We start from the raw sequence: 22,501 nt of genomic DNA, 5'->3' as shown, positions 1-22,501 counted from the left end.
CGAGGCGGGCCGGGCACCGGATTCCGTCGCGCCGCGCCCGGGAGTAGGATCGAACGCATGAGCGAAGCGACCCTGACTCCCGTCGATGCCCCCTCCGCAGCCTCCGGTGCCGCCGCACCCGCTGCGCCCGCTCAGGGAGCGGCGATCCCGCAGGAGCGACGCCTCGTCACCGAGATCCCCGGGCCCCGCTCCCGCGAGCTGCAGGAGCGTCGCCGAGCTGTCGTCCCGCCCGGCGTCCACAGCGTGCTGCCCGTCTACGTCGACCGCGCGCACGACTCGATCATCGTCGACGTCGACGGCAACCACATCATCGACGTCTGCGGCGGGATCGGCGTCACGACGATCGGCCACACCGACGACGCCGTCGTGGCCGCCGCGACGGCCCAGCTCGGCAAGGTCACCCACACCCTCTTCACCATGACGCCCTACGAGCCCTACGTGCAGGTCGCCGAGCACCTCGCCCGGAGCATCGCCGGCGCCGAGGGCTACAAGACCCTGCTCATGAACTCGGGCGCCGAGGCGGTCGAGAACGGCGTCAAGATCGCCCGGAAGTTCACGGGCCGCCCCGGCGTGGCCGTGCTCGAGCACGCCTACCACGGCCGCACCATGCTGACCTCGACCATGAACTTCAAGGCCGCTCCCTACGCCCTCGGCTACGGCCCGCGCGCCAGCGACGTCTACAAGGCGCCGAACTCCTACCCGCTGCACGACGGGCTGAGCGGCGCCGAGGCCGCTGCGCGCACCATCGCGTACCTGGAGAAGACCGCGGGCGCCGAGGATCTCGCCTGCCTCGTCGTGGAGCCGATCCAGGGCGAGGGCGGGTTCATCGTGCCCGCCGACGGCTACCTGCCGGCGCTGGCCGAGTGGTGCCGCGACAACGGCATCGTCTTCATCGCGGACGAGGTGCAGGCCGGCATGGCGCGCACCGGCACCATCTTCTCGATCGAGCAGTTCGGCGTGGTGCCCGACATCGTGCTCTCCGCCAAGGGCATCGCGGGCGGACTGCCGCTCGCCGGTATCACGGGTCGCGCCGACATCATGGACAAGTCGCAGCCCGGCGGGCTGGGCGGTACGTTCGGCGGCAACCCGGTGTCATGCGCCGCGGCGGTCGCGGTGTTCGAGCAGATCGCGGAGCACGACCTGCTCGCCGAGGCGACGCGCATCGGCGCGACGTTCACCGCTGGCCTCACGGCGCTGCAGGCGAAGTACCCGGCCATCGCCGAGGTGCGCGGCAAGGGTGCGATGCTCGCGATCGAGATCCTCAAGCCCGGCACCCTCGAGCCCGACGCTGACCTCGTGGCCCGCGTCATCGACGCGGCGGCCCAGCGCGGAGTGCTGCTGCTCGGCACCGGCGCCTACAACCAGGGCATCCGCTTCCTGCCGTCGCTGAAGATGAGCGACGCGCTGATCGCGGACGTGCTGTCGGTGCTCGACGAGGCGTTCGCCGCGAGCGTCTAGCCGGGTGCGCGGGCGCGCGCGGCGTGTGTCGTCTCGCTGCGCTCGCTCGGTCAGCACCATGAGTCCGGCGCCCACGCCGTCACTCAGATACAGAGATCTGCGTTCCTGCTGAGCGATTCGATCCGTCGAGTCAGCAGGAATGCAGATCTCTGTGTTTGTGTCTGTGTACGCCGGCACGGTGAGCCCAGCGCTTCTTGGCGCACAAAAGTTCCGACTCGCTGCGCTCCCTCAGCAGGCGACACCGCACCCTCCCCCGGAGTGCTACGCGATGTCGTCGAGCGCGATCCCCGCGGCCTCGAGGCTGCCGGTGTCGATCACGTCCCCGACGGAGTGCACGTCGATGACCACCACGGTCACGTTGTCGCGCCCCGCGTTCTCGAGCGCCTGGTTCACGAGCATCCGCGCCGCGTCCTCGACGGTCCGCTCGGTCGCCAGGAAGTGCTGGATCCCGATGTCGGTGAGCTCCTTCGTCAGCCCGTCGGAGCAGATCAGGATCCGCTGGCCCGGAATCAACGCGAGCGACGTGTAGTCGGGCACCGGCGCCTCGTTGAAGCCCACGGCACGGGTGATCACATTGGCGTGGGGGTGAACCTCGGCCTCTTCCTCCGTGATCGCCCCGGTGTCGATGAGGTGCTGCACCACCGAGTGATCGACCGTGATCTGGCTCAGGGCGCCCTTGAAGTACTGGTAGACGCGGGAGTCGCCGATGTTGAAGACCTTCCACGTCGGCTCGTCGGCCTCGGTGCCGATGATCACTCCCGTGACCGTCGTGCCGGCGCCGAGTTCGGTCTCCCCCGTGTCGAGTTCGATGTCCTCGACCGCGTCGCTCAGCACCTCGTCGATGTCGTGCTCGGAGACGGTCCGGCTGCCGCCGAGTTCTGAGAGCCGGCGGACCACCGCGGCCGAGGCCACCTCACCCGCGGAGTGCCCGCCCATGCCGTCGGCGACGGCGAAGATCGGGGGCAGGGTGACGTAGCTGTCCTGGTTCGTCTCGCGGCGCCGTCCGACGTCGGTCATCCCGAACCACGACAGCTCGATCTCGAGCTCGCAGTTTTCGCGGTAGCGCAGGCGACGTCGCACGGCGTTCTCACCGCGCGCGGTCACTGCATTCTCCGCATAGGCACCCGAGTATCCTACCGCGCCGCGCCGCGTGCTCCGTCACCGGGCGACCTGGCCCGGCACCCCGAGCTCCGTCACGAGGGTCAGCGGCCCGTCCGAGTCGGGTCGTCCGAGCGATAGTCCATGCTCCGATGCCCAGGCGATGAGGTCGGCCTCCGATTCGATGCGCGCCTCTGACGCTGCGAGCCGGCGCACCAGGTCGCCCTTGGCGGCCTTGTTGAAGTGATTCAGGGCGCGCACCTCCCCCGACGCACTCCGCTGCGCCACGTGGAGCGCGGCACCGGCGCCCTCGGGAAGGGGCGCGAGCTCGGCGTAGTCCTTCGAGCGGAGATCGAGCACCCAGCCGAACGCAGCCCAGTCGACCTCGGCGTGCGCGTCGCGCCACACCGCTTTCAGGCTGCCGTCGAGCTCCGGAAGGCGCGAGCTCGCCGACAGACGGTACGCGGGGATCGCATCGGCGACGCTGATGAGCCCGAAGAGCGCCGACTGCACGGCGACGTGCGCATCGAGCCAGGCGCGGGCCCCGGGGGCGAGCGACGGAACGTCGAGGGCGTCGTAGAGCACCCCCGAGTAGCGCTCGCCGGCCGGCAACCGCCCGGAAGAGTCGAGCACCCGGTTGTGCGCGATCTCACCCCGCGCTTTGACCCCGAGCTTCAGCGCCTTCGCGGCCGCGTCCTCGTCGAGGCTCACGGCCTCGAGTGCACGGCGCACCCGCGACCGTGCACTGCCGAGGGGATCCTGGTGCCGGAGCTCCGGGTCGCGGGCGGCTCGCGAGCCCCCCGTGCGCTTGGTCTCGGACGGGGGCAGGATGATCAGCATGATCCCTCCAGGCTATCGGCTGCTGGAGCGCTCGACAGGCCGTCCACGCTCACGTGAGACCGACGGCGGTTATCTCCGCCCACGTGGGCATCGACGAGGTCGCACCCGCCCGGGTCACGCTGATGCCCGCACCGACCGTGGCCCACTCGATGGCGCGGGGCAGCGGATCCCCGGCGACCAGGCGCGCGACGCACACCCCCACGAAGGTGTCCCCCGCGCCGGTCGAGTCGACGGTCGCGACCGCCGGTGCCGCGAAGCGCCGCACGATCTCGCCGTGCGCCGCGAGCAGGCAGCCGTCGGCGCCGAGGGTGGTGATCACGGTGCGGGATCCGCTCAGCGCGCGGGTCGCGTCTTCGATGTCGGGGAGGCCCGAGAGCCGGGTCACCTCATGCTCGTTGAGCACCACGATGTCTATGAGATCGAGGAGCCCCGGCACGGGGTCGAGCACGGGGGCCGGGGTGAGCACGGTCCTCACGCCGTGACGGCGCGCGTGCGCAGCGGCCTCGAGCAGCACCGACTGCGGCAACTCGAACTGCATCACCAGGGCGGCGGCCCCCGCGATCAGCTCGGCGGCGGGTGCCGAGAGGGTCGTGACACTGGCGTTCGCCCCCGGAACCACGATGATCGAGTTCTCGCCAGAGCCCTGCACAGTGATGTGCGCGGTACCGGAGTCGCCGGGCACTGTGGCGAGGGTCGACACATCGACGCCATCGGCCCTGAGCGTGTCACGGAGCACCTCGCCCCAGGCGTCCATGCCGACGGCACCGCACATGCACACGGCCCCGCCGGCGCGACGAGCCGCGATGGCTTGGTTCAATCCCTTGCCACCGGGCACCGTCGTGAAGGCGGAGCCGAACACAGTTTCGCCGGGCCCGGGTCGCGCGGGAGTGCGAACCACGAAGTCGAGGTTCGCACTCCCGAGCACGACGATCGGGCCCGGCATGTCGTTGGAGGACCTACGCGACGGAGGCCTTGCCGGCGACGATGGTGATGGTGTCGTGATCCACCGAGAGGAATCCACCCTCGGCTTCGACCTTCACCTTCTCACCGCTGGCGGTCGTCACGCGCACCTCGCCCTGCGCGAGCAGCGCGAGGAGGGGCTCATGCCCGCCCAGGATGCCGATCTCGCCCTCGACGGTCTTCGCGATGACCTGGGAGGCAGTGCCCTTCCAGACCTCACGATCGGCCGAGACGACGCTCACGTTGAGGGATGCCATGGCTTAGTCCAGATCCTTCTGCATCTTCGCCCAGTTCTCCTCGACGTCGGAGATACCACCGACGTTGAAGAAGGCCTGCTCGGCGACGTGATCGAACTCGCCCTTGGCGATCGCATCGAACGACTCGATGGTCTCCTTGAGCGGCACGGTCGAGCCCTCGACACCGGTGAACTTCTTCGCCATGTAGGTGTTCTGCGAGAGGAACTGCTGGATGCGACGAGCGCGTGCCACAGTGATCTTGTCCTCTTCGGAGAGCTCATCGACACCGAGGATGGCGATGATCTCCTGCAGCTCCTTGTTCTTCTGGAGGATCTGCTTGACGGTGGTGGCCACGCGGTAGTGATCCTCGCCCAAGTAGCGGGGATCGAGGATGCGCGAGGTCGAGGTCAGCGGATCCACGGCGGGGTACAGACCCTTCGACGCGATCTCACGGGAGAGCTCGGTCGTCGCATCGAGGTGCGCGAAGGTCGTGGCCGGAGCCGGGTCGGTGTAGTCGTCCGCGGGGACGTAGATCGCCTGCAGCGAGGTGATCGAGTGGCCACGGGTCGAGGTGATGCGCTCCTGCAGGATGCCCATCTCGTCGGCGAGGTTCGGCTGGTAGCCCACGGCGGAGGGCATACGGCCGAGCAGCGTCGAGACCTCGGAACCCGCCTGCGTGAAGCGGAAGATGTTGTCGATGAAGAGCAGCACGTCCTGCTTCTGCACATCGCGGAAGTACTCCGCCATGGTCAGCGCCGACAGGGCGACGCGCAGACGCGTTCCCGGCGGCTCATCCATCTGGCCGAACACGAGTGCGGTCTTGTCGAAGACGCCGGCCTCTTCCATCTCGTGGATGAGGTCGTTGCCCTCACGGGTGCGCTCGCCGACACCGGCGAACACCGACACGCCGCCGTGATCCTGAGCCACGCGCTGGATCATCTCCTGGATCAGCACGGTCTTGCCGACACCGGCACCACCGAACAGACCGATCTTGCCACCCTGCACGTACGGGGTGAGGAGGTCGATGACCTTGATGCCGGTCTCGAAGAGCTGCGTCTTCGACTCGAGCTGATCGAAGGCCGGGGGCGTGCGGTGGATGCTCCAGCGCTCGGAGACCTCGATCTGCTCGCCGTCGGGCAGGTTCAGCACGTTGCCGGCAACGTCGAAGACCTTGCCCTTGGTGATGTCGCCGACGGGAACGGTGATGGGGCCGCCCGTGTCGGTGACCTCCTGGCCGCGGACGAGGCCGTCGGTCGGCTTCAGCGCGATGGCGCGGACGAGGTTGTCACCGAGGTGCTGTGCAACCTCGAGGACGAGCGTGAACGCCTCCTGGCCCTCGCCGAGGCTGATGGCGGTCTCGAGCTTGTTGTACACGGCGGGGATGGCATCGTGGGGGAACTCGATGTCGACGACGGGGCCGGTTACTCGAGCGATCCGCCCGACAACCTGGGTGGCCTCAGTCGCCACTGCGGCGGTTTCGGTCATGATTCTCTCTCTTCGTAGCGTTTAGCCGGACAGCGCGTCAGCGCCGCCCACGATCTCGGAAATCTGCTGGGTGATCTCCGCCTGACGCGCGTTGTTCGCGAGGCGGGTGTAGTCGCGGATCAGCGTGTCTGCGTTGTCGCTCGCCGACTTCATCGCCTTCTGCGTCGCAGCGTGCTTCGCTGCGGCGGACTCGAGCATCGCGTTGAACACGCGCGACTCGATGTAGGCGGGAAGCAGACGATCGAGCACCGCGTCAGCGTCCGGCTCGAACTCGTACAGCGGGGCGGGGCCGTCGGAGGCCTCGGCGACACCCTCCACGATCTGCAGCGGCAGCAGTCGGTGCACCTGGGGCACCTGGCTGACCATGCTGATCAGGCGGTTGTACACGAGGTGGATCTCCTGCGCGCCACCCTCGGCGGCGGGGCGGGAGAACACCTCGAGCAGTGCCTCGGCGACCTCGCTTCCCGTCTCGAAGGTCGGGTTCTCGGTGTCACCCGTCCAGACGCGCTCGGAAGCCCGGCGGCGGAACGAGAAGTACCCCTGGGCCTTGCGGCCGATCAGGTAGTACACGACGTCCTTGCCCTCTTCGCGGAGCAGCTCGGTGAGCTCCTCCGCCTCGCGCAGCACCTGCGAGTTGAAGGCGCCCGCGAGACCGCGGTCTGAGGTGAAGATCACCACGGCCGCCCGCTCGACCGTTTCGGCCTCGGTGAGCAGCGGATGATCGGTGTTTGAGTGCGTGGCGACGGCCGAGACGGCGCGAGTGATCGCGGTCGCGTACGGGGTTGAGGCCTCGACGCGTGCCTTCGCCTTCTGAATGCGAGATGCCGCGATCAGCTCCATCGCACGGGTGATCTTCTTGGTCGTCTGGGCAGAACGAATCTTCTGCCGGTAGACCCGAAGTTGCGCTCCCATGTCTCTCCTGTTTCGGTTGGGGCTGGCTGGGTGTCTGGAGTGCGGGTGCGGCGGGGGCCGAGGCCCCCGCCAGACGCGCTACTTCTTGGTGACGACCAGCTGCTCCTGCTGGATCTCGGCCTCGTCGATGGCGTCGAACTGCTCGGCCAGGCTCTGGCCAGCCGAGGTGCGGAACTCGCTCGTGAAGGTCGCGATCTTGCTCTCGAGCTCGGCGACGGTGTCGTCATCGAGGACGTTCGTCGCGCGGAGCGTGGCGAGCACCTCGGAGTTGCGAGCCAGGTAGTCCAGGAACTCGCGCTCGAAGCGGAGGATGTCCTCCACCGGCACGTCGTCCAGGAAGCCCTTGGTACCGGCCCAGATCGACACGGTCTGCTCTTCAACCGGGTACGGGGTGTACTGCGGCTGCTTGAGGAGCTCGGTCAGGCGAGCGCCACGTGCGAGCTGCTTGCGGCTCGTCGCGTCGAGGTCGGATGCGAACATCGCGAAGGCCTCGAGCGAGCGGTACTGCGCGAGCTCGAGCTTGAGCGTACCGGAGACCTTCTTGATCGACTTGACCTGCGCGTCGCCGCCGACTCGGGACACCGAGATGCCCACGTCGACCGCGGGACGCTGGTTCGCGTTGAACAGATCCGACTGGAGGAAGATCTGGCCGTCGGTGATCGAGATCACGTTGGTCGGGATGTACGCGGAGACGTCGTTCGCCTTCGTCTCGATGATCGGGAGACCCGTCATCGAACCGGCGCCCAGCTCGTCGGAGAGCTTCGCGCACCGCTCGAGGAGACGCGAGTGCAGGTAGAAGACGTCACCCGGGTAGGCCTCGCGGCCCGGCGGACGGCGCAGAAGGAGCGACACGGCGCGGTAGGCCTCGGCCTGCTTCGACAGGTCGTCGAAGATGATGAGGACGTGCTTGCCGCCGTACATCCAGTGCTGACCGATGGCCGAACCGGTGTAGGGGGCGAGGTACTTGAAGCCCGCGGGATCCGATGCGGGGGACGCCACGATGGTGGTGTACTCCATCGCGCCGGCGTCCTCGAGTGCGCCCTTCACCGAAGCGATGGTCGAGCCCTTCTGACCGATCGCCACGTAGATGCAGCGCACCTGCTTGGTGACGTCGCCGGACTCCCAGTTGGACTTCTGGTTGATGATCGTGTCGATCGCGATCGCCGTCTTGCCGGTCTGGCGGTCACCGATGATGAGCTGACGCTGGCCGCGGCCGACAGGGATCATCGCGTCGATGGCCTTGATGCCGGTCTGCAGCGGCTCGTGCACCGACTTGCGCTGCATGACGCCGGGCGCCTGGAGCTCGAGCGCACGGCGGCCCTCGAGGTTCGTGATCTCGCCGAGGCCGTCGATCGGCTTGCCCAGGGGGTCGACCACGCGGCCGAGGTAGCCCTCGCCGACGGGGACGGACAGGACCTCACCCGTGCGGGTGACCTCCTGGCCCTCGGCCACATCGGTGAACTCGCCGAGGACGACGACACCGATCTCGTCCTCTTCGAGGTTCTGCGCGAGTCCGAGCGTGCCGTCCGCGAAGCGGATGAGCTCGTTCGCCATAACGCCCGGGAGACCGGCGACGTGCGCGATGCCGTCAGCGGCGTCGAGCACCGTTCCGACCTCGGTCTTGTTCGCCTGGGCCGGCTCGTATGACGCTGCGAAGTCTTTCAGCGCGTTCCGGATCTCGTCCGGGCTGATGGAGAGTTCTGCCATTTCGTTTCCTCTGTCTGAACCGGAAGCGCCGCCCCCGGAGGTGAAAGTTGGTGCCCTATGCTGCGAGCTGCTGTCGGAGGTCATCCAGGCGCGCCCGGATGCTCCCGTCGATGACGTCATCGGCGAGCTGGATGCGCACACCGCCGATGAGGGTGGGGTCGATCACGGTGGTGACCTTCACGGGTCGACCTGCGCTCTGCTCAAGCAGACGTGCGAGCCGGGTCTGCTGCTCCGAGGAGAGCGGTGCCGCGACGGTGACCGTGGCGAGCTCGCTGCCCTCCTGGTCAGCGACCACACGCGCCGCGCGGCGCAGCGAGGCGTCGAGACGACGGCCGCGCGGCTGAGCGACGAGGTGGCTGACGACGGCGACGGCGGAGGCCGAGACCTTGCCGTTCAGCAGCTGCTGGACGAGGCTGACCTTGCCCTCTGCGCCGATGAGCTTGCTGCCGAGGCTGAGCTGCAGCTCGTGGTTGCGATCGACGAGATCGGCAACCGCGAGCAGCTCGTCGGCGAGCTCGGGGTTGGTCAGCGCCTCGGCGCGAAGGCCGAGCTCCTCAACACCCTCGACGAACTCATCGGTGGTGGACCAGCGGCCCGAGACCGCAGCGACGAGCACGCCGCGCGCGCCAGCGGAAAGCGCGCCGAAGAGACGCTCGACCACCTGGGTCTTGCTCTCCACCGGTGCCGACGGATCCCCGAGGGCGCTAGCGAGGGCTGGAGACTGGGCGATCTGGCCGACCGCGGTCAGCAGCTCGGTTCCGGCGCTCTGGCCGATCCCGGCATGCACCGACGTGCGGGCCTGGGCCAGTGCTTCACGTGACGCGCTGCCCATTACTGAGCCGCCTTCTCGGACGCTTCGAGATCCGCGAGGAAACGATCGACCAGCGCGGACGCCTTCTGATCGTCGGCCAGCGTGACTCCGACCACACCGGAGGCGAGGTCGATGGCGAGGGATCCGACGTCCTTGCGCAGCGAAACCGCGGCGCTCTGGCGCTCGGCCTCGATCTGCGCCTGGGCGGCGTGGGCGATGCGGGCCTGCTCGGCCGTGGCATCCTCCTTGGCCTTCGCCACGATCTTGGTGGCGTCGGCGCGAGCGGACTCGCGGATCTCGCCAGCTTCCTGGCGAGCGCTGGCCAGCTGCGCGGTGTACTCCTGCAGCGCAGCTTCGGCTTTCGCCTGGGCCTCGTCTGCCTTGGCGATGTTGCCTTCGATGGCTTCAGCACGTGCATCGAGCATCGCCTGCAGCTTCGGAAGGAAGATCTTCCAGAAGGCAACGAGGATGATGATGAATGCGACGGACGACCAAATGATGTCGTACCACGCGGGAATCAGCGGGTTCGGAGCCGCGCCTTCCTCAGCAGCGGCAAAGATTACTGCGTTGAGCATCAGTGCCTCCCTTTCGAGACTTGAGGAGGTGGACTACGAGGTGAAGATGAAGTACGTCGCGATACCGATGAGCGCGAGCATCTCGGTGAAGGCGATACCGATCCACATCAGGACCTGGAGGCGGCCGGCGAGCTCGGGCTGACGAGCGACGCCCTCGATCGTCTTGCCGACAACGATACCCACACCGATGGCGGGGCCGATGGCAGCGAGACCGTAACCGACGGTTGCGATGTTGCCCGAGATTTCAGCGAGAACAGACACAGTATGTGTTTCCTTCCGTGTGTGAGCGCGACGGTTGCCGCGCCCTGTAGGGGTTGTTAGTGCTCTTCAGCCAGCGCGAGCTGGATGTAGACGGCGGTGAGGAGTGTGAAGACGTAGGCCTGCAGCACAGCGACGAGGATCTCGAAGAGGGTGAAGGCGAAGCCGAAGGCGAAGGTGCCGACACCGAACAGCTTGAAGATGCCGTCCGCGCTGAAGAGGAAGAACTGGGTGGCTGCGAAGAACAGCACCAGCAGCAGGTGGCCGACCAGCATGTTCATGAGCAGTCGGAGGGCCAGGGTGACCGGGCGCATGATGAAGGTCGAGAGGAACTCGATCGGGGTCACGATGATGTACATGACCCACGGCACACCGGCCGGGAAGAGGGAGTTCTTGAAGAACTTGCCCGGGCTCTTCTTGACACCGGCGTAGATGAAGACCACGTAGGAGATGATCGCCAGGACCAGCGGGAACCCGACGACCGATGAGGCCGCGATGTTCATGAACGGGATGATGCCCGTGATGTTGAACGCCAGGATGAGGAAGAACATCGTCATCAGGATCGGGAGGAAGCGACGCGCGTCCTTCTTGCCGAGCAGGTCCTCCGCGATGTTCACACGGACGAAGTCCATCGCCATCTCGGTCAGCGACTGACCGCGGGTCGGGATCACGCGCATCTTGCGGGTGCCGAGCCAGAAGAGGACGAGCAGCACCACGACCATGATGATGCGGATGAGCATGATGCGGTTGATCTCGAAGGGCGTACCTTCGAACCAGAGCGCTTCGGGGAAGAACTCGTTCAGGGACGGCGGGTGGAACTCACCATCCTCGGCGGCGGGCAGACTGGGGGTCACGAATTGCACAGCGTTAGCGAACAGCGCCATTCTCCTGATTCGGGGTGCAACGCACGGCTGCACAGCGTCGAACGATGGTCGTGCCCCCGGCGCTCACAGACACACAGCGATAGCGCGGCCTGGCTAGGGAACTTTTCAATGTTATCAAGGATTTCACTTCAGGCGAAACCCAAACGAGAACTAAGCGGCATCGGATACATATGGAATGCGCGATTTTGCGATGACCAGCACGTCGATCACGATCGACACGAGCACCCCGGAGATGATCCCGAAGAACATGACGGTCGGGTCCAGCCACGGCTGATCCCGCAGCAGCACTGCTGCCACGATGAAGCCGATGAACTTCAGCAGCCACGCGCCGAGCACGATCACGAAGAACACGACGATGTACGAGGGGCTCGCGATGTAGCGGTTCGCGAAGGCGATGCTCCCCACGGTGATCCCGAGCAGCACTCCCCCGATCGCGGCGCCGAGCACCCCGCCGGCGAGCCCGCGGTTCTCGGAGACGAGCCAGCCGATCCCCGCGAACAGCACGATGAGTGCGACGGTTGCGATGATCCCCCAGCGCAGCGCGCGCACCAGGAGGGGCTGCGACGTGGGCATCCGGACGGGGCCCGGCTCGTCCTGTCCCGCGGCGTGGGAATCGGGCAGAGCTGGGTCACTCACTCGGGAGTCCTTTCGTTCGCGCGACCCGGGATCGGTCGAGCTGCGGTCTGAGAGTCGGCATCGGCCGCGCGCACGGCGGAGTCCGAGTGCACTCGTCGTGTCAACGGTAGCAAGCCCCGCTGGGCGGCAGCAGCACGCACCCGCTGCAGCGGGAAGCACAGCAGCACGGCGCACACGGCGCCGCCGGCGACGAGCACGATGATCGGCAGGGTGAAGCTCTGCATGGTGAAGACGAGGAGCACGGCCACCGAGAGCACCGCCGTGCCGAGATAGAAGATGAGCACGGCCTGCACGGGCGAGTGGCCCATGTCGAGCAGGCGGTGGTGCAGGTGGAGGCGATCCGCGGTGAACGGGCTCGTACCCGCCTTGAGGCGCCGGATCACGGCGAGTGAGAAGTCCGCGAGGGGCAGCGCCAGCACCGCGATGGGGAGGATGATCGGGATGTAGGCCGCGAGCACGAGCTTCTGGTCGAGCAGCGCCGGATTGAGCTGGCCCGTCACCGACACGGTCGAGGTCGCCATGAGGAGGCCGACGAGGAGCGCTCCCGTGTCCCCCATGAACATGCGCGCGCGGTGCCAGTTGAACGGGAGGAACCCGGCGCAGATCCCGACGACCACGGCCGCGATGAGGCTCGCGAACGTCACCGAGTCGACCTGGCCCATCTGGGCGCTGAGCAGCAGCGTGTAGATGAAGAACAGGGAGTTCGCGATGATCGCGACCCCGGCGACCAGGCCGTCCAGGCCGTCGACGAAGTTCACGGCGTTCATCACCAAGGTCATGAGGAATACCGTGATCACGAAGTTCACGACGGGCGATCCCACGATGAGGGTGTCTCCGAACGGCAGGGACACGATCTGCACGCCGTTCCAGGCGAGCAGGCCGGTCGCGGCGAGCTGGGCCGCGAGCTTGATCATCCAGTCGAGGTCGAGCAGATCGTCGAGGATCCCGACCGCGGCCACGATGGCGCAGGCCCCGAGCAGCGCCCAGATCTGAGTGCCCTCGGTGAAGAGCGATTCGAACGCCCGCTGCGTGCTCGCGATCCCGAACGCGGCGAGCAGTCCGATGAGCATCGCGATGCCGCCGAGCCGAGGGGTCGGGGTGCTGTGCACATCGCGGGCGCGCACCTCGGGCGCGAGCCCGAACCGTCGACTGACCCGGAGCACCGCGTACGACGCCACCGCGGTCACGGCCGCCGCGACGACGAAGGCCACCAGGTACGCCAGCACGTCAGTCGCCGATCGTCACCTGCGGCAGCACCGCGGCGATCGCCTCGCGGCTCACCGCGCCCTGCCGCAGGATCCGCAGCGCGCCGCCGTCACCCGTGAGCGCGGTCGCGTCGACGATGGTCGAGGCCTCGCCGTCGCCCGCGGCCTCCCCCGCCTCGAGGTACACGGCCACGGAGTCCCCGAGCATCTCGCGGGCGGCCTCCGCGGTGCGGGCCGCCGGTTCACCGGTCTTGTTCGCGGAGGAGACCGCGAGCGGCCCCGTCTCCTGCAGCAGTTCCAGTGCGAGGGGCTGGTTCGGGATCCGGAGCGCGACCGTGCCGCCGGTCTCCCCGAGGTCCCAGCTCAGCGAGGGATTCGCGACGGTGATGATCGTGAGGGCCCCCGGCCAGAAGGCGTCGGCCAGCGCGGTGATGGAGTCGTTCACCTCGGCGGCGAGGGCGCCGAGCGTCGCCGTGTTCGGGATCAGCACGGGCGGCGGCGACTGGCGTCCGCGGCCCTTCGCGTCGAGGAGCTTCTGCACGGCCGCCGGGTTGAACGCGTCGGCGGCCACCCCGTAGACCGTGTCCGTCGGCAGCACGACGAGCTCGCCGCGCCCCAGTGCCTGCCGGGCCGTGCGGGTCCCCGACAGCAGCTGCGAATTCTCAGAGCAATCAAACACCTCGGCCATAACTGGCTAGTTTAGGGCACGATGCCCGGCAGCTCCCCGTTCACCGCGGTCGTCGTGCGATCCCGACCCGTGAGATCCGGGTGGGTGGCGGGCGACCGCCAGCCGTCGGCGGCGAGCAGATCCCGGATCGCGCGCCCCTGCAGCTCCGCGTGCTCCAGCACGAGCGTGCCGCCCGCCACGACGAGTCGCCGACCGATGCGGCTGATGACGCGGACGAGATCGAGTCCGTCGGCGCCCCCGTAGAGGGCCAGCTCGGGATCGTGGTCTCGCACCTCGGGATCGCGCGGCACCATGTCGCTCGGCACGTACGGGGGGTTCGAGACGAGGACGTGGATCCGCCCGCGGAGCGGGGTGAACGCGCGGGTCAGGGGGGTCTGGGGTGCGGCGGGTGCGGTGGCGGTGGCGTCTACGCCAACCGTTGCGTCAGCGGCGGCGGGTGCGGGTGCGTCCGCGTCGGTTTCCGCGTCAACATCAGCAGCTTCCAACTCGGCGATGTCGCCGAGGATCAGCTCGACGCGCCCGTCGCCCCACTCGGCGACGTTGCGCGCGGCCCAGGCGTGCGCCTCGCGACTCTTCTCCACCGCCCACACGCGCGCCGTGGGTACCTCGTGCGCGAGCGCCAGCGCGAGGGCTCCGCTGCCGGTGCAGAGGTCCACGGCGAGCGGCTCGGGATCCGGCACCCCGCGCAGCGCGTCGATCGCGAACTGCGCGACCGACTCGGTCTCGGGCCGCGGCACGAACACGCCAGGTCCGACCGCAAGCTCGAGACCCCGGAACGGGGCTCGGCCCGTGAGGTGCTGGAGCGGGATCCGGCGCGCGCGCTCCCCCGCGAGATCCCCGATCGCCTCGGCCTGCCCCGGTTCGACGGCGGTGCCCATGATCGCGAGCGCCTGCAAGCGGCCGCGGGAGACGCCGAGCACGTGCCCGGCGATCAGTTCAGCGTCGGCGGCGGGATCCTCGATGCCGGCCTCCCCCAGGCGTCCGCGGACCTCCGAGAGCAGGTCGGCGAGGTCGTTCGGGTGGTTCGGGTCGTTCGGGTCGTTCAGCTCGGCGTGCACCGCTCCACTCTGCCACAGGGCCCCGCAGCTGGCACTCGCAGCTGCAGTTCGCTCCCGCGCTCCGCATAACCGCAGAGATCTGCATTCGCGCTGAGCCGGAGCGCCAGATCCCTCTGCGTGAGTGCAGATCTCTGTTTCTGGCGCGCGGCAGGCAGGCGGGCGGGCGCGCGAGCGCTGCGCGCGCTGTGCAGACTCGGGCGCTGTGCAGACGCGGGCCCTGTGCAGACGCGGGCGCTGTGCAGACGCGCGGGAGCGGGCAGTCCGGGCCGCGCACCGCGGGCAGAGCCCCGCACCGCGATCCCTGTCACAGACCGTCGCAGACCATAACCTTCCCGGACTCCTCGAATAACTCCACGCTATAGTTTGAGGAGGTTTTGTTGCGACACTTCAGGAGGACTTGCACCATGGCACGGACGTACGAGAACATCACGCAGGCATTCGGCAACACCCCTCTGGTGCGGCTCAACCGCGTCACCGACGGCGCCGAGGCCGAGGTCTACGCGAAGCTCGAGTTCTACAACCCCGCGGGCAGCGTCAAGGACCGCATCGGCATCGCGATCATCGACGCGGCGGAGGCCTCGGGCGAGCTGAAGGAAGGCGGCACGATCGTCGAGGGCACGAGCGGCAACACCGGCATCGCGCTCGCGTTCGTCGGTGCGGCTCGCGGCTACCGCGTGATCCTCACCATGCCGGAGACCATGAGCGTCGAGCGCCGCAAGCTGCTCGCCGCCTACGGCGCCGAGATCGTGCTCACCGAGGGCCCCCTCGGCATGAAGGGTGCCGTCGCGAAGGCCGAGGAGATCGCCGCGAACACTCCCGGAGCCGTGCTGGCGAAGCAGTTCGCGAACCCGGCCAACCCCGCGATCCACCGCGCCACGACCGGCCCCGAGATCTGGAACGACACCGACGGCACGATCGACATCTTCGTCGCGGGCATCGGCACCGGCGGCACCATCACCGGCGCCGGCGGCTTCCTCAAGGAGCAGAACCCCGAGATCCGGGTCGTCGCGGTCGAGCCCATCGACTCCCCGCTGCTCACCGAGGGCAAGGCCGGCCCGCACAAGATCCAGGGTCTCGGCGCGAACTTCGTGCCCGACATCCTCGATCGCGAGATCTACGACGAGGTCATCGACGTGACCCTCGCCGACTCGATCGCGAAGGCTCGCGCGCTCGGCACCGACGAGGGCATCCTCGCGGGCATCTCGGGCGGCTCGGCCGTCTGGGCCGCGGTGAAGGTCGCGAAGCGCCCCGAGAACGCCGGCAAGAAGATTGTCGTGGTCGTGCCCGACTTCGGCGAGCGGTACTTCTCCACCGTGCTCTTCGAGGACCTCGCGGTCTAATCGAACGACGGGGCCCGCGAGTCGACGCTCGCGGGCCCCGCTCTGCGTTCCCTCCCGCACGCCCACCCGAAGGACTCCCGTGGCACTCTTCTCCCGCCTCCACGAGGACATCGCCGCTGCGCGCGCGCACGATCCCGCGGCGCGCGGATCCGCGGAGGTCTTCTTCATCTACTCCGGTCTGCACGCGGTGTGGTGGCATCGGCTCTCCCACCGGCTGTGGAAGCGGGGGCTGAGGTTCCTCCCCCGAGCGATCTCGCAGCTGACGCGGTTCACCACCGGCATCGAGATCCACCCCGGAGCGACCATCGGCCGTCGGCTCTTCATCGACCACGGCATGGGTGTGGTGATCGGAGAGACGGCGGAGATCGGCGACGATGTGCTGATCTACCACGGGGTGACGCTCGGCGGCACCGGGCACCAGGGCGGCAAGCGCCACCCGACCATCGGGGATCGCGTCGTCATCGGCGCCGGGGCGAAGCTGCTCGGCGACATCGAACTCGGCCACGACTGCGCCGTCGGCTCGAACGCCGTGGTGGTCCACTCCGCCCCGCCGTGGACGACCCTCACCGGCATCCCCGCGCACGGCCGCCCGCGCCGCGGTGCCCCGGCAGAGCTGCCGGACGCCGCTGACTTCTACGTGATCTAGCAGGCCCGGCTGGGCGCTGCGGCTGATCCCGCAGCTGCGCTCGTGCCTCAGCGGAGCGTGCGCCCGTGCCGCTCCATCCAGCGCCTCGTGCGCCGCTGCTCGATGAAGATCATCGTGAGACCGAGCGCCCAGAACGGGATCTGCACGGCGAACGCCACCTTGAAAGCCCCGAGCGAGTAGTGCTCGGGCGATCCGGCGCCCTGCAGATCCAGCACCAGACCGACCAGCAGGATCGTCAGCAGCGACGCCGTGAACCCGGCCGTGTTGATGAGGCCGGTGCCGAAGCCGATGAAGCTGCGCGGCGTGTGCGAGCGCGAGACCTCGAACGCGATCATCGACGCGGGGCCGCCGAGCGGCATCACCACGAGCAGCACGATCACGAGCCACAGCGGGGGTGGTCCGGGCCACACGATGATCGCCACCCAGGTCAGCGCGATGGCGAGGGTGATCCCCACGTTGATCCAGACCCGACGCTCGATGAAGCGCGAGCTGAGCGGCCCGAGCACGAGCCCCGCGAACATCGAGGACAGCACCGTCAGGGTGAGCAGGCCGCGCGCAGCCGACGGATCGAGCCCCACCCCGCCCGTGAGGAACGGCATGCCCCAGAGCAGCAAAAACACGTTCACCGCGAAGGGCGACGTGAAGTGCACCCAGTACGACAGCCGCACGCCGGGCAGGCTGAGCAGTCGCCGCGCCTTCGCCCAGAACCGCAGGGGCCGCATCCCCTCGATGGGGTGCGCGGCGATCATCTCGGTCGCCGGCGGACCCACGGTGACGACCCCGGTGGCCGGTGGTGTCGCGAGGGATCGCGCGGTGCGGCTCAGACGCCCGAGGCGGCCCGTCAGGCGCTCGAACGCGGAGCCCTGCCCGGGGCGATCCCGAACCACGAAGAACGCCACCAGCGACACGAAGAAGGCCGTCGCCGCGATCCCGTTGAACCCGGCCGTCCACCCGAACGTACCGACCGCCAGCGCGAGGGGCACCACCGAGATGAGCTGCCCCGCCTGTCCGATGAGGCCCGTGAGCTGGCTCACGGTGGGAAGCTGCCGGATCGCGAACCACTCGGGCAGCAGTCGCATCACGCTGATGAAGATGCAGGCGTCCCCGGCCCCGACGAGCACCCGCGCGAGGATCGCGAGTCGAACGTCGGCGACGGTCGCCATCACGACCTGGCCGAGGGTCATCAGGACGCCGCCCGTGAGGATCAGCACGGTCGCGCCGAAGCGGTCGAGCAGCATGCCGACCGGGATCTGCAGCCCCGCGTAGACGACGAGCTGGATCACCGGGAACGCCGCGAGGGTCGTCGCGTCGATGCCGAAGTGCTCCTGGGCCGCGGGGCCGAGCGCCGAGAGCGAGGACCGGTTGATGATCGCGATGGCGTACGCCAGCGCGGCGATACCCCAGACGACCCACGGGAGGAGGGGTCGAACGCGGCGCATACTGCCCATGCTACTGCCCTGGCTCCTCCGCTACGGGTGCTTCGGCCGGGGTGCTCCGGGGCGTTGCTGGGCCCGCGGGTGACACCCCCGCAGCCTCGCAGCTCCCCGGCTCAGTCGCGCGGAGGCAGCGGCGGTCCGTCGGGGAAGTCGCTGCGCGTGAGATCCATGAAGAGCGCGTCTTCCAGGTGGCCGCCGGGGCGCACCTGGTAGTCGCGGAGGATCCCGATCCGGCGGAAGCCCAGGCGCTCATAACTGCGGATCGCGCCGGCATTGTTGGCGTTCGGGTCGAGGGTGACGCGCGTGATCCCGTCGGCGAACTCCTGACGGATCGTGAGGGCGAGCGCCTCCTCCCCGATCCGGCGGCCGCGGAATCGCGTCGCGAGGAAGAGGTGGATGACGGTCGTGGGGTACTCGGGGTCGTCGCCGCGGAGGATGAACATCGCGCCGGCGCAGACGCCCTCGACCTCGATGATGCGGGTGATCTCGGGCTCGTCGATGAACTCGGCGCGGACCCGCTCCGGCGTGTAGCCGACCCACCAGAGCGACACCTCGGGCTCGGAGAGGATCTCGACGAGCGGGGCGAGGTCGCCCTCGTGCGGCGGACGGAGGGTGACGAGGGGGCCGACGAGCGGGGCGGCAGGCGGGGCAGCGGAGTCTGACATGCGTTCAGCGTAGCGCGGGATCGGGGCGGGCGTTCAGACCAATCCTGCGCGCGGGCGGCGGTCCTCTCGGCCGCTCTCTCGCTCGGCCGCTCGCTCCCTGGCTCCCGTTCGCGAGTGAGCGCACGGGCCCCGTGTCACGGACGAGACAGGGCCAGTGCGTTCACTCGGACAGAAGAGGGATAAGAAGAGATCCCACTCCCCCTCGTGTGAGCGATTTGGGGTCAAGAATGCTCTCAGCAGAACAGAAATCGCTCACGCCCCGATGCGGGAAGAGGCGGAAAGGTTCGACCCTAGGACTCGGACCCGAGGTCGGCGAGGCGGGCCTCCTCGTCGGCCTGAATGCACGAGTCGATCACGGGCCCGAGCGCGCCGTTCATGACCGCGTCGAGGTTGTACGCCTTGTACCCGGTGCGGTGATCCGCGATGCGGTTCTCCGGGAAGTTGTAGGTGCGGATGCGCTCGGAGCGATCCATCGTGCGGATCTGGCTCGAGCGGTGCGCACTGGCCTCCGCCGCGACCTCCTCCTGCTGCTTCGCGAGCAGGCGGGCCCGCAGCACGCGCATGCCGGCCTCGCGGTTCTGCAGCTGGCTCTTCTCGTTCTGCATCGCGACGACGATACCCGTCGGCAGGTGCGTGATGCGCACTGCCGAGTCGGTCGTGTTCACGGACTGACCGCCGGGCCCGCTCGAGCGGTACACGTCGATCTTGAGGTCGTTCTGGTTGATCTCGACCTCGCCCGGCTCATCGACCTCCGGGTAGACGAGCACCCCCGTCGTGGAGGTGTGAATGCGCCCCTGCGACTCGGTCACGGGCACCCGCTGCACGCGGTGCACGCCGCCCTCGTACTTGAGGTGCGCCCACACGCCCTGCGAGGGATCCGTCGCGTTCGACTTGATCGCGATCTGCACGTTCTTGTACCCGCCGAGGTCGCTCTCGTCCTTCTCGAGCATCTCGGTCTTCCAGCCCTTGGACTCCGCGTAGTACATGTACATGCGGAGCAGATCGGCGCCGAACAGTGCCGACTCGGCACCGCCCTCACCGCCCTTGATCTCGAGGATCACGTCGCGGGCGTCGTCAGGATCGCGCGGGATCAGGAGCCGGCGGACCTTCTCCTGCGCCTCGGCGAGTCCGGTCTCGAGGCTCGGGATCTCCTCGGCGAACGCCTCGTCCTCCTTCGCGAGCTCGCGCGCGGCCTCGAGGTCATCCCCGTGCTGCTGCCAGCTCTCGTAGGCGGCCTTGATCTTGCTGAGCTCGGCGTAGCGGCGATTCACCTTCTTCGCGCGTGCCGCGTCGGCGTGCAGCGCGGGATCGGCCAGCTCCTCCTGCAGCTGCGCGTGCTCGCGGAGCAGCCCCTCGACCTGTTCGAACATTCGTGACCTCTCGTCGTTCCGCGGCCGCGAAGCGGAGCGCGGACTCTCTCACCGATGGAGTTCCAGTGTCGCCCCCGCGGCTGAGCGCGAGGGCGACGGTCCGGAACCTAGGAGATGCCTCCGGCGCGCTGGATCTCAGCGAGCAGCGCGGCGTTCGAGGAGGACGAGCGGAGGCGGGCCCGCAGGCTCTCGACGGCGTCGTCTTCGGTGAGGGACACCTGGAGCTGCGCGAGGACGCGCGCCTCGTCGGCCCCGAGCATCGTGTCGGCCTGCAGCGTGTGCGAGGCACCGAGGTCGACCGCGGGAGTGTGCCCGATGGCCGTCTTCGTGAAGCGGACCTCGCTGTTGGCGACCTGGCGCACCTCGCGCAGCAGGGTCTTGTCGACCTGCACCCCGGTGCCGGTCTGCGTCGTCGCGAGGATCGTGAGCGATCCGCCGTTCTCGAGGTTGCGCGCGGCGGCGAGCAGTCGCTTGACCTGCGCGATCGCGTACTCGTCGACCACGTCGGTGGCGACCTTCACGGCACCCGGCTGGGTCTGCGCGTAGGCGCGGGCCAGACGGTTGAGCGAGTCGAGCAGCACGACGACGTCGTGGCCGAGCTCGACGAGACGACGCGCACGGTCGATGGCCAGCTCGGCGACCGTCGTCTGATCCTCAGCGGACCGGTCGAACGTCGCGGCGACGACCTCGCCGTGCACGGTGCGCTGGAGCTGGGTGACGACCTCGGGCCGCGCGTCCGTCAGCACCACCATGAGGTGCGCGTCGGGCTTGTTCGCGGTGACCGCGGCGGCCAGCTCGGTGAGGAGGCCGGTCGCCGAGGCCTGCGCCGGCACCACGAGGAGGCCGCGCTGGCCGAGGCCGATGGGGGCGACCAGATCGATCCCGCGCCCGACGAGCTGCTCGGCGGAGGTTTCGAAGCGAAGGCGCTCCTGCGGGAAGACCGGCGTCAGCTCGGCCTCGTCGGCGCGCGTCTCGTCCTCATCGACCTGACGGCCGTTGACGGAGTCGATCTTCACGATCGCGTTGTACTTCTGACGGCTGCCGCCCTCGCCCTCGCGCGGCTGGCGGATCGCACCGACCACGGCGTCGCCGCGGCGCAGCGCGTACTTCTTCACCTGTCCGAGCGAGACGTAGACGTCGCTGGTACCGGGCAGGTAGCCGCTCGTGCGCACGAAAGCGTAGTTGTCGAGCACGTCGAGGATGCCCGCGATGGGCAGCAGCACGTCGTCCTCGGTGATCTCGGGCTCGAAGTCGTCGCCCTGACCCCGACGCTTGCGATCGCGCTGGCGCGTGCGGCTCGAGCGGGTCGAGTTGTCGTCGTTCTTCGGGCCGTTCTGGCCCTGGCCCTGGCCACGGTTCTGGTTGCCGTTCTGGCCTTGGCCGCGCGACTTGGACTCATCGGCGTTGCCGCCGTTCTGCTCGCCCTCGGACTGCTCGGCGTCGTTCTTCGCGCCGCGACCGCGGCGGTTGCGCGACCGGCCATTGTCGGACGCGCCGTCACCGGCGGCGTCGGTTCCGTCGTTCTTGGCGCCCTGCTGAGCGGAGGCCTCGGCGGCCTCGGCTTCGGCCGGCGCCGCTGCGGCGTCGGACTGCGCTCGGCGGCCGCCGCGGGTGCGGCGCGCGGGGGCAGCGGTCTCGGTGGCCTCGGACTCCGCAGCGCCGGTCGTCGCGCCCGCGGCGGCGTCGGCGGCCGGGACCTCAGTGGAGGCGGGTGCTTCCGTGGAGGCCGTTGCGGCATCGCCCGCGGCCTCAGCAGCCTCTGCGGGATCAGCGGCCTTCTTGCGGCTGCGTGTCGCGCGCTTCTTCGGCGCCTCGGCAGCCGGCGCCTCGGCAGCGGGAGCATCGGCAGCGGGAGCATCAGCAGCGGCGGCCTCCGCGGGCGCGTCCGCAGCGGCGGCATCGCTCGCCGGAGCAGCGTCGGTCGATTCAGCCGCCTTCTTGCGGCTGCGCGTCGCGCGCTTCTTCGGCGCCTCCTCGGCTGCCGGAGCAGCGGGTGCCTCAGCAGCAGGGGCCGAAGCAGCAGCGGCGGGTGCCTCGGCAGCAGCCGGAGCCGCTGCCTCGGTGACCTCCGGCGCAGCGCCGGCCGCAGCGGTCACCCGACGCGACGCGCGGCGACGCACGGGCTTCTCGGCGACCGGAGCGGCGTCCGCAGCGGTGGTGGGGGTGGATTCATTCGCGTTCAGTTCCACGTTCTTCCTTTCAGAACGCCGCCAGAAGAGAGCAGTCACTCGGC

22 protein-coding genes are annotated in these 22,501 nt (G+C 69.0%); 3 read left to right on the top strand and 19 right to left on the bottom strand.

Annotated elements, in window-relative coordinates; genetic code table 11:
* The first annotated feature begins 57 nt into the window (after positions 1-57).
* The gene (locus MUN76_RS14805) at positions 58-1,458 is read left to right on the top strand and encodes an aminotransferase class III-fold pyridoxal phosphate-dependent enzyme (protein WP_244685788.1); all 1,401 of its coding nucleotides are present in this window, start codon (positions 58-60) and stop codon (positions 1,456-1,458) included.
* A 261-nt stretch (positions 1,459-1,719) separates the two neighbouring features.
* Here the strand turns inward: MUN76_RS14805 and MUN76_RS14800 are convergent, their stop codons facing one another.
* The 15 genes from MUN76_RS14800 to prmC all read right to left on the bottom strand — a co-directional run bounded on the left by MUN76_RS14800 (position 1,720) and on the right by prmC (position 14,811).
* Positions 1,720-2,562 carry a PP2C family protein-serine/threonine phosphatase gene (locus tag MUN76_RS14800; RefSeq protein WP_244685787.1) on the bottom strand — a complete coding sequence of 281 codons (843 nt, stop codon included), beginning with the start codon at positions 2,560-2,562 and terminating at the stop codon, positions 1,720-1,722.
* 54 nt (positions 2,563-2,616) lie between these two features.
* Complete coding sequence (locus tag MUN76_RS14795) at positions 2,617-3,396, bottom strand: YaaA family protein (RefSeq protein ID WP_244685785.1); 780 nt, start codon at positions 3,394-3,396, stop codon at positions 2,617-2,619.
* Between the two features lie 49 nt (positions 3,397-3,445).
* On the bottom strand, positions 3,446-4,339 hold the full coding sequence (locus tag MUN76_RS14790) for a ribokinase (RefSeq protein ID WP_244685783.1): 894 nt from the start codon (positions 4,337-4,339) through the stop codon (positions 3,446-3,448).
* A 13-nt stretch (positions 4,340-4,352) separates the two neighbouring features.
* Complete coding sequence (locus MUN76_RS14785; RefSeq protein ID WP_244685781.1) at positions 4,353-4,613, bottom strand: F0F1 ATP synthase subunit epsilon; 261 nt, start codon at positions 4,611-4,613, stop codon at positions 4,353-4,355.
* 3 nt (positions 4,614-4,616) lie between these two features.
* Positions 4,617-6,077: a F0F1 ATP synthase subunit beta gene (gene atpD, locus MUN76_RS14780; RefSeq protein ID WP_244685779.1), complete on the bottom strand. Its 1,461-nt coding sequence runs from the start codon at positions 6,075-6,077 to the stop codon at positions 4,617-4,619.
* 21 nt (positions 6,078-6,098) lie between these two features.
* On the bottom strand, positions 6,099-6,989 hold the full coding sequence (locus MUN76_RS14775; protein ID WP_244685777.1) for a F0F1 ATP synthase subunit gamma: 891 nt from the start codon (positions 6,987-6,989) through the stop codon (positions 6,099-6,101).
* A gap of 78 nt (positions 6,990-7,067) precedes the next feature.
* Positions 7,068-8,696: a F0F1 ATP synthase subunit alpha gene (gene atpA / locus MUN76_RS14770; RefSeq protein ID WP_244685775.1), complete on the bottom strand. Its 1,629-nt coding sequence runs from the start codon at positions 8,694-8,696 to the stop codon at positions 7,068-7,070.
* A gap of 55 nt (positions 8,697-8,751) precedes the next feature.
* Positions 8,752-9,528, bottom strand: a complete 777-nt coding sequence (locus tag MUN76_RS14765) for a F0F1 ATP synthase subunit delta (protein ID WP_244685773.1) — start codon at positions 9,526-9,528, stop codon at positions 8,752-8,754.
* Positions 9,528-10,082, bottom strand: coding sequence for a F0F1 ATP synthase subunit B (locus MUN76_RS14760; protein ID WP_244685771.1), 555 nt, complete (start codon positions 10,080-10,082; stop codon positions 9,528-9,530). Before MUN76_RS14760 ends, MUN76_RS14765 begins: the two co-directional genes overlap by 1 nt.
* A gap of 33 nt (positions 10,083-10,115) precedes the next feature.
* Complete coding sequence (gene atpE, locus MUN76_RS14755) at positions 10,116-10,343, bottom strand: ATP synthase F0 subunit C (protein WP_244685770.1); 228 nt, start codon at positions 10,341-10,343, stop codon at positions 10,116-10,118.
* Between the two features lie 56 nt (positions 10,344-10,399).
* Positions 10,400-11,224: a F0F1 ATP synthase subunit A gene (gene atpB, locus MUN76_RS14750; protein WP_244685768.1), complete on the bottom strand. Its 825-nt coding sequence runs from the start codon at positions 11,222-11,224 to the stop codon at positions 10,400-10,402.
* A gap of 150 nt (positions 11,225-11,374) precedes the next feature.
* Complete coding sequence (locus MUN76_RS14745; protein WP_244685766.1) at positions 11,375-11,860, bottom strand: Cg1360 family ATP-synthase-associated protein; 486 nt, start codon at positions 11,858-11,860, stop codon at positions 11,375-11,377.
* A complete protein-coding gene (locus MUN76_RS14740; RefSeq protein ID WP_244685764.1) occupies positions 11,857-13,086 on the bottom strand; it encodes an MraY family glycosyltransferase in 1,230 nt (409 codons plus the stop codon). Before MUN76_RS14740 ends, MUN76_RS14745 begins: the two co-directional genes overlap by 4 nt.
* Before the next feature lies 1 nt (position 13,087).
* Entirely contained in the window at positions 13,088-13,753 is a 666-nt protein-coding gene (locus MUN76_RS14735; RefSeq protein WP_244685762.1) for an L-threonylcarbamoyladenylate synthase, read from the bottom strand.
* A gap of 11 nt (positions 13,754-13,764) precedes the next feature.
* The gene (gene prmC / locus MUN76_RS14730) at positions 13,765-14,811 is read right to left on the bottom strand and encodes a peptide chain release factor N(5)-glutamine methyltransferase (protein WP_429952867.1); all 1,047 of its coding nucleotides are present in this window, start codon (positions 14,809-14,811) and stop codon (positions 13,765-13,767) included.
* A gap of 404 nt (positions 14,812-15,215) precedes the next feature.
* Here prmC and cysK point away from each other — a divergent pair, with 404 nt between their 5' ends.
* Together cysK and cysE are read left to right on the top strand one after the other, a co-directional pair.
* A complete protein-coding gene (gene cysK, locus MUN76_RS14725) occupies positions 15,216-16,151 on the top strand; it encodes a cysteine synthase A (RefSeq protein WP_244685760.1) in 936 nt (311 codons plus the stop codon).
* A gap of 79 nt (positions 16,152-16,230) precedes the next feature.
* On the top strand, positions 16,231-16,797 hold the full coding sequence (cysE, locus tag MUN76_RS14720; protein ID WP_244685758.1) for a serine O-acetyltransferase: 567 nt from the start codon (positions 16,231-16,233) through the stop codon (positions 16,795-16,797).
* Positions 16,798-16,844: 47 nt separating this feature from the next.
* On the opposite strand, the gene MUN76_RS14715 is transcribed toward cysE, so the two are convergent.
* The 4 genes from MUN76_RS14715 to rho all read right to left on the bottom strand — a co-directional run bounded on the left by MUN76_RS14715 (position 16,845) and on the right by rho (position 22,457).
* The gene (locus MUN76_RS14715) at positions 16,845-18,236 is read right to left on the bottom strand and encodes an MFS transporter (protein WP_244685756.1); all 1,392 of its coding nucleotides are present in this window, start codon (positions 18,234-18,236) and stop codon (positions 16,845-16,847) included.
* Positions 18,237-18,346: 110 nt separating this feature from the next.
* Entirely contained in the window at positions 18,347-18,898 is a 552-nt protein-coding gene (locus MUN76_RS14710; RefSeq protein ID WP_244685754.1) for a GNAT family N-acetyltransferase, read from the bottom strand.
* A gap of 290 nt (positions 18,899-19,188) precedes the next feature.
* Complete coding sequence (prfA, locus tag MUN76_RS14705; protein ID WP_244685752.1) at positions 19,189-20,268, bottom strand: peptide chain release factor 1; 1,080 nt, start codon at positions 20,266-20,268, stop codon at positions 19,189-19,191.
* Positions 20,269-20,375: 107 nt separating this feature from the next.
* Complete coding sequence (gene rho / locus MUN76_RS14700) at positions 20,376-22,457, bottom strand: transcription termination factor Rho (protein ID WP_244685750.1); 2,082 nt, start codon at positions 22,455-22,457, stop codon at positions 20,376-20,378.
* Between the last annotated feature and the right edge of the window lie 44 nt (positions 22,458-22,501).

Origin of the sequence: Leucobacter rhizosphaerae, assembly GCF_022919175.1 — a bacterium.
Taxonomy (GTDB): Bacteria; Actinomycetota; Actinomycetes; order Actinomycetales; family Microbacteriaceae; genus Leucobacter; species Leucobacter rhizosphaerae.
This window is presented reverse-complemented; position numbering and strand designations above follow the sequence as displayed.

Excerpts from the sequence above, each read along its gene's own strand:
- cysK (WP_244685760.1), top strand. The coding sequence starts at position 15,216 with ATGGCACGGACGTACGAGAACATCACGCAGGCATTCGGCAACACCCCT.
- atpB (WP_244685768.1), bottom strand. The coding sequence starts at position 11,224 with ATGGCGCTGTTCGCTAACGCTGTGCAATTCGTGACCCCCAGTCTGCCC.
- MUN76_RS14710 (WP_244685754.1), bottom strand. The coding sequence starts at position 18,898 with ATGTCAGACTCCGCTGCCCCGCCTGCCGCCCCGCTCGTCGGCCCCCTC.
- MUN76_RS14760 (WP_244685771.1), bottom strand. The coding sequence starts at position 10,082 with ATGCTCAACGCAGTAATCTTTGCCGCTGCTGAGGAAGGCGCGGCTCCG.
- MUN76_RS14715 (WP_244685756.1), bottom strand. The coding sequence starts at position 18,236 with ATGCGCCGCGTTCGACCCCTCCTCCCGTGGGTCGTCTGGGGTATCGCC.
- MUN76_RS14735 (WP_244685762.1), bottom strand. The coding sequence starts at position 13,753 with ATGGCCGAGGTGTTTGATTGCTCTGAGAATTCGCAGCTGCTGTCGGGG.
- MUN76_RS14795 (WP_244685785.1), bottom strand. The coding sequence starts at position 3,396 with ATGCTGATCATCCTGCCCCCGTCCGAGACCAAGCGCACGGGGGGCTCG.
- MUN76_RS14775 (WP_244685777.1), bottom strand. The coding sequence starts at position 6,989 with ATGGGAGCGCAACTTCGGGTCTACCGGCAGAAGATTCGTTCTGCCCAG.
- MUN76_RS14785 (WP_244685781.1), bottom strand. The coding sequence starts at position 4,613 with ATGGCATCCCTCAACGTGAGCGTCGTCTCGGCCGATCGTGAGGTCTGG.
- atpA (WP_244685775.1), bottom strand. The coding sequence starts at position 8,696 with ATGGCAGAACTCTCCATCAGCCCGGACGAGATCCGGAACGCGCTGAAA.
- prfA (WP_244685752.1), bottom strand. The coding sequence starts at position 20,268 with ATGTTCGAACAGGTCGAGGGGCTGCTCCGCGAGCACGCGCAGCTGCAG.
- atpD (WP_244685779.1), bottom strand. The coding sequence starts at position 6,077 with ATGACCGAAACCGCCGCAGTGGCGACTGAGGCCACCCAGGTTGTCGGG.
- MUN76_RS14790 (WP_244685783.1), bottom strand. The coding sequence starts at position 4,339 with ATGCCGGGCCCGATCGTCGTGCTCGGGAGTGCGAACCTCGACTTCGTG.
- MUN76_RS14765 (WP_244685773.1), bottom strand. The coding sequence starts at position 9,528 with ATGGGCAGCGCGTCACGTGAAGCACTGGCCCAGGCCCGCACGTCGGTG.
- MUN76_RS14805 (WP_244685788.1), top strand. The coding sequence starts at position 58 with ATGAGCGAAGCGACCCTGACTCCCGTCGATGCCCCCTCCGCAGCCTCC.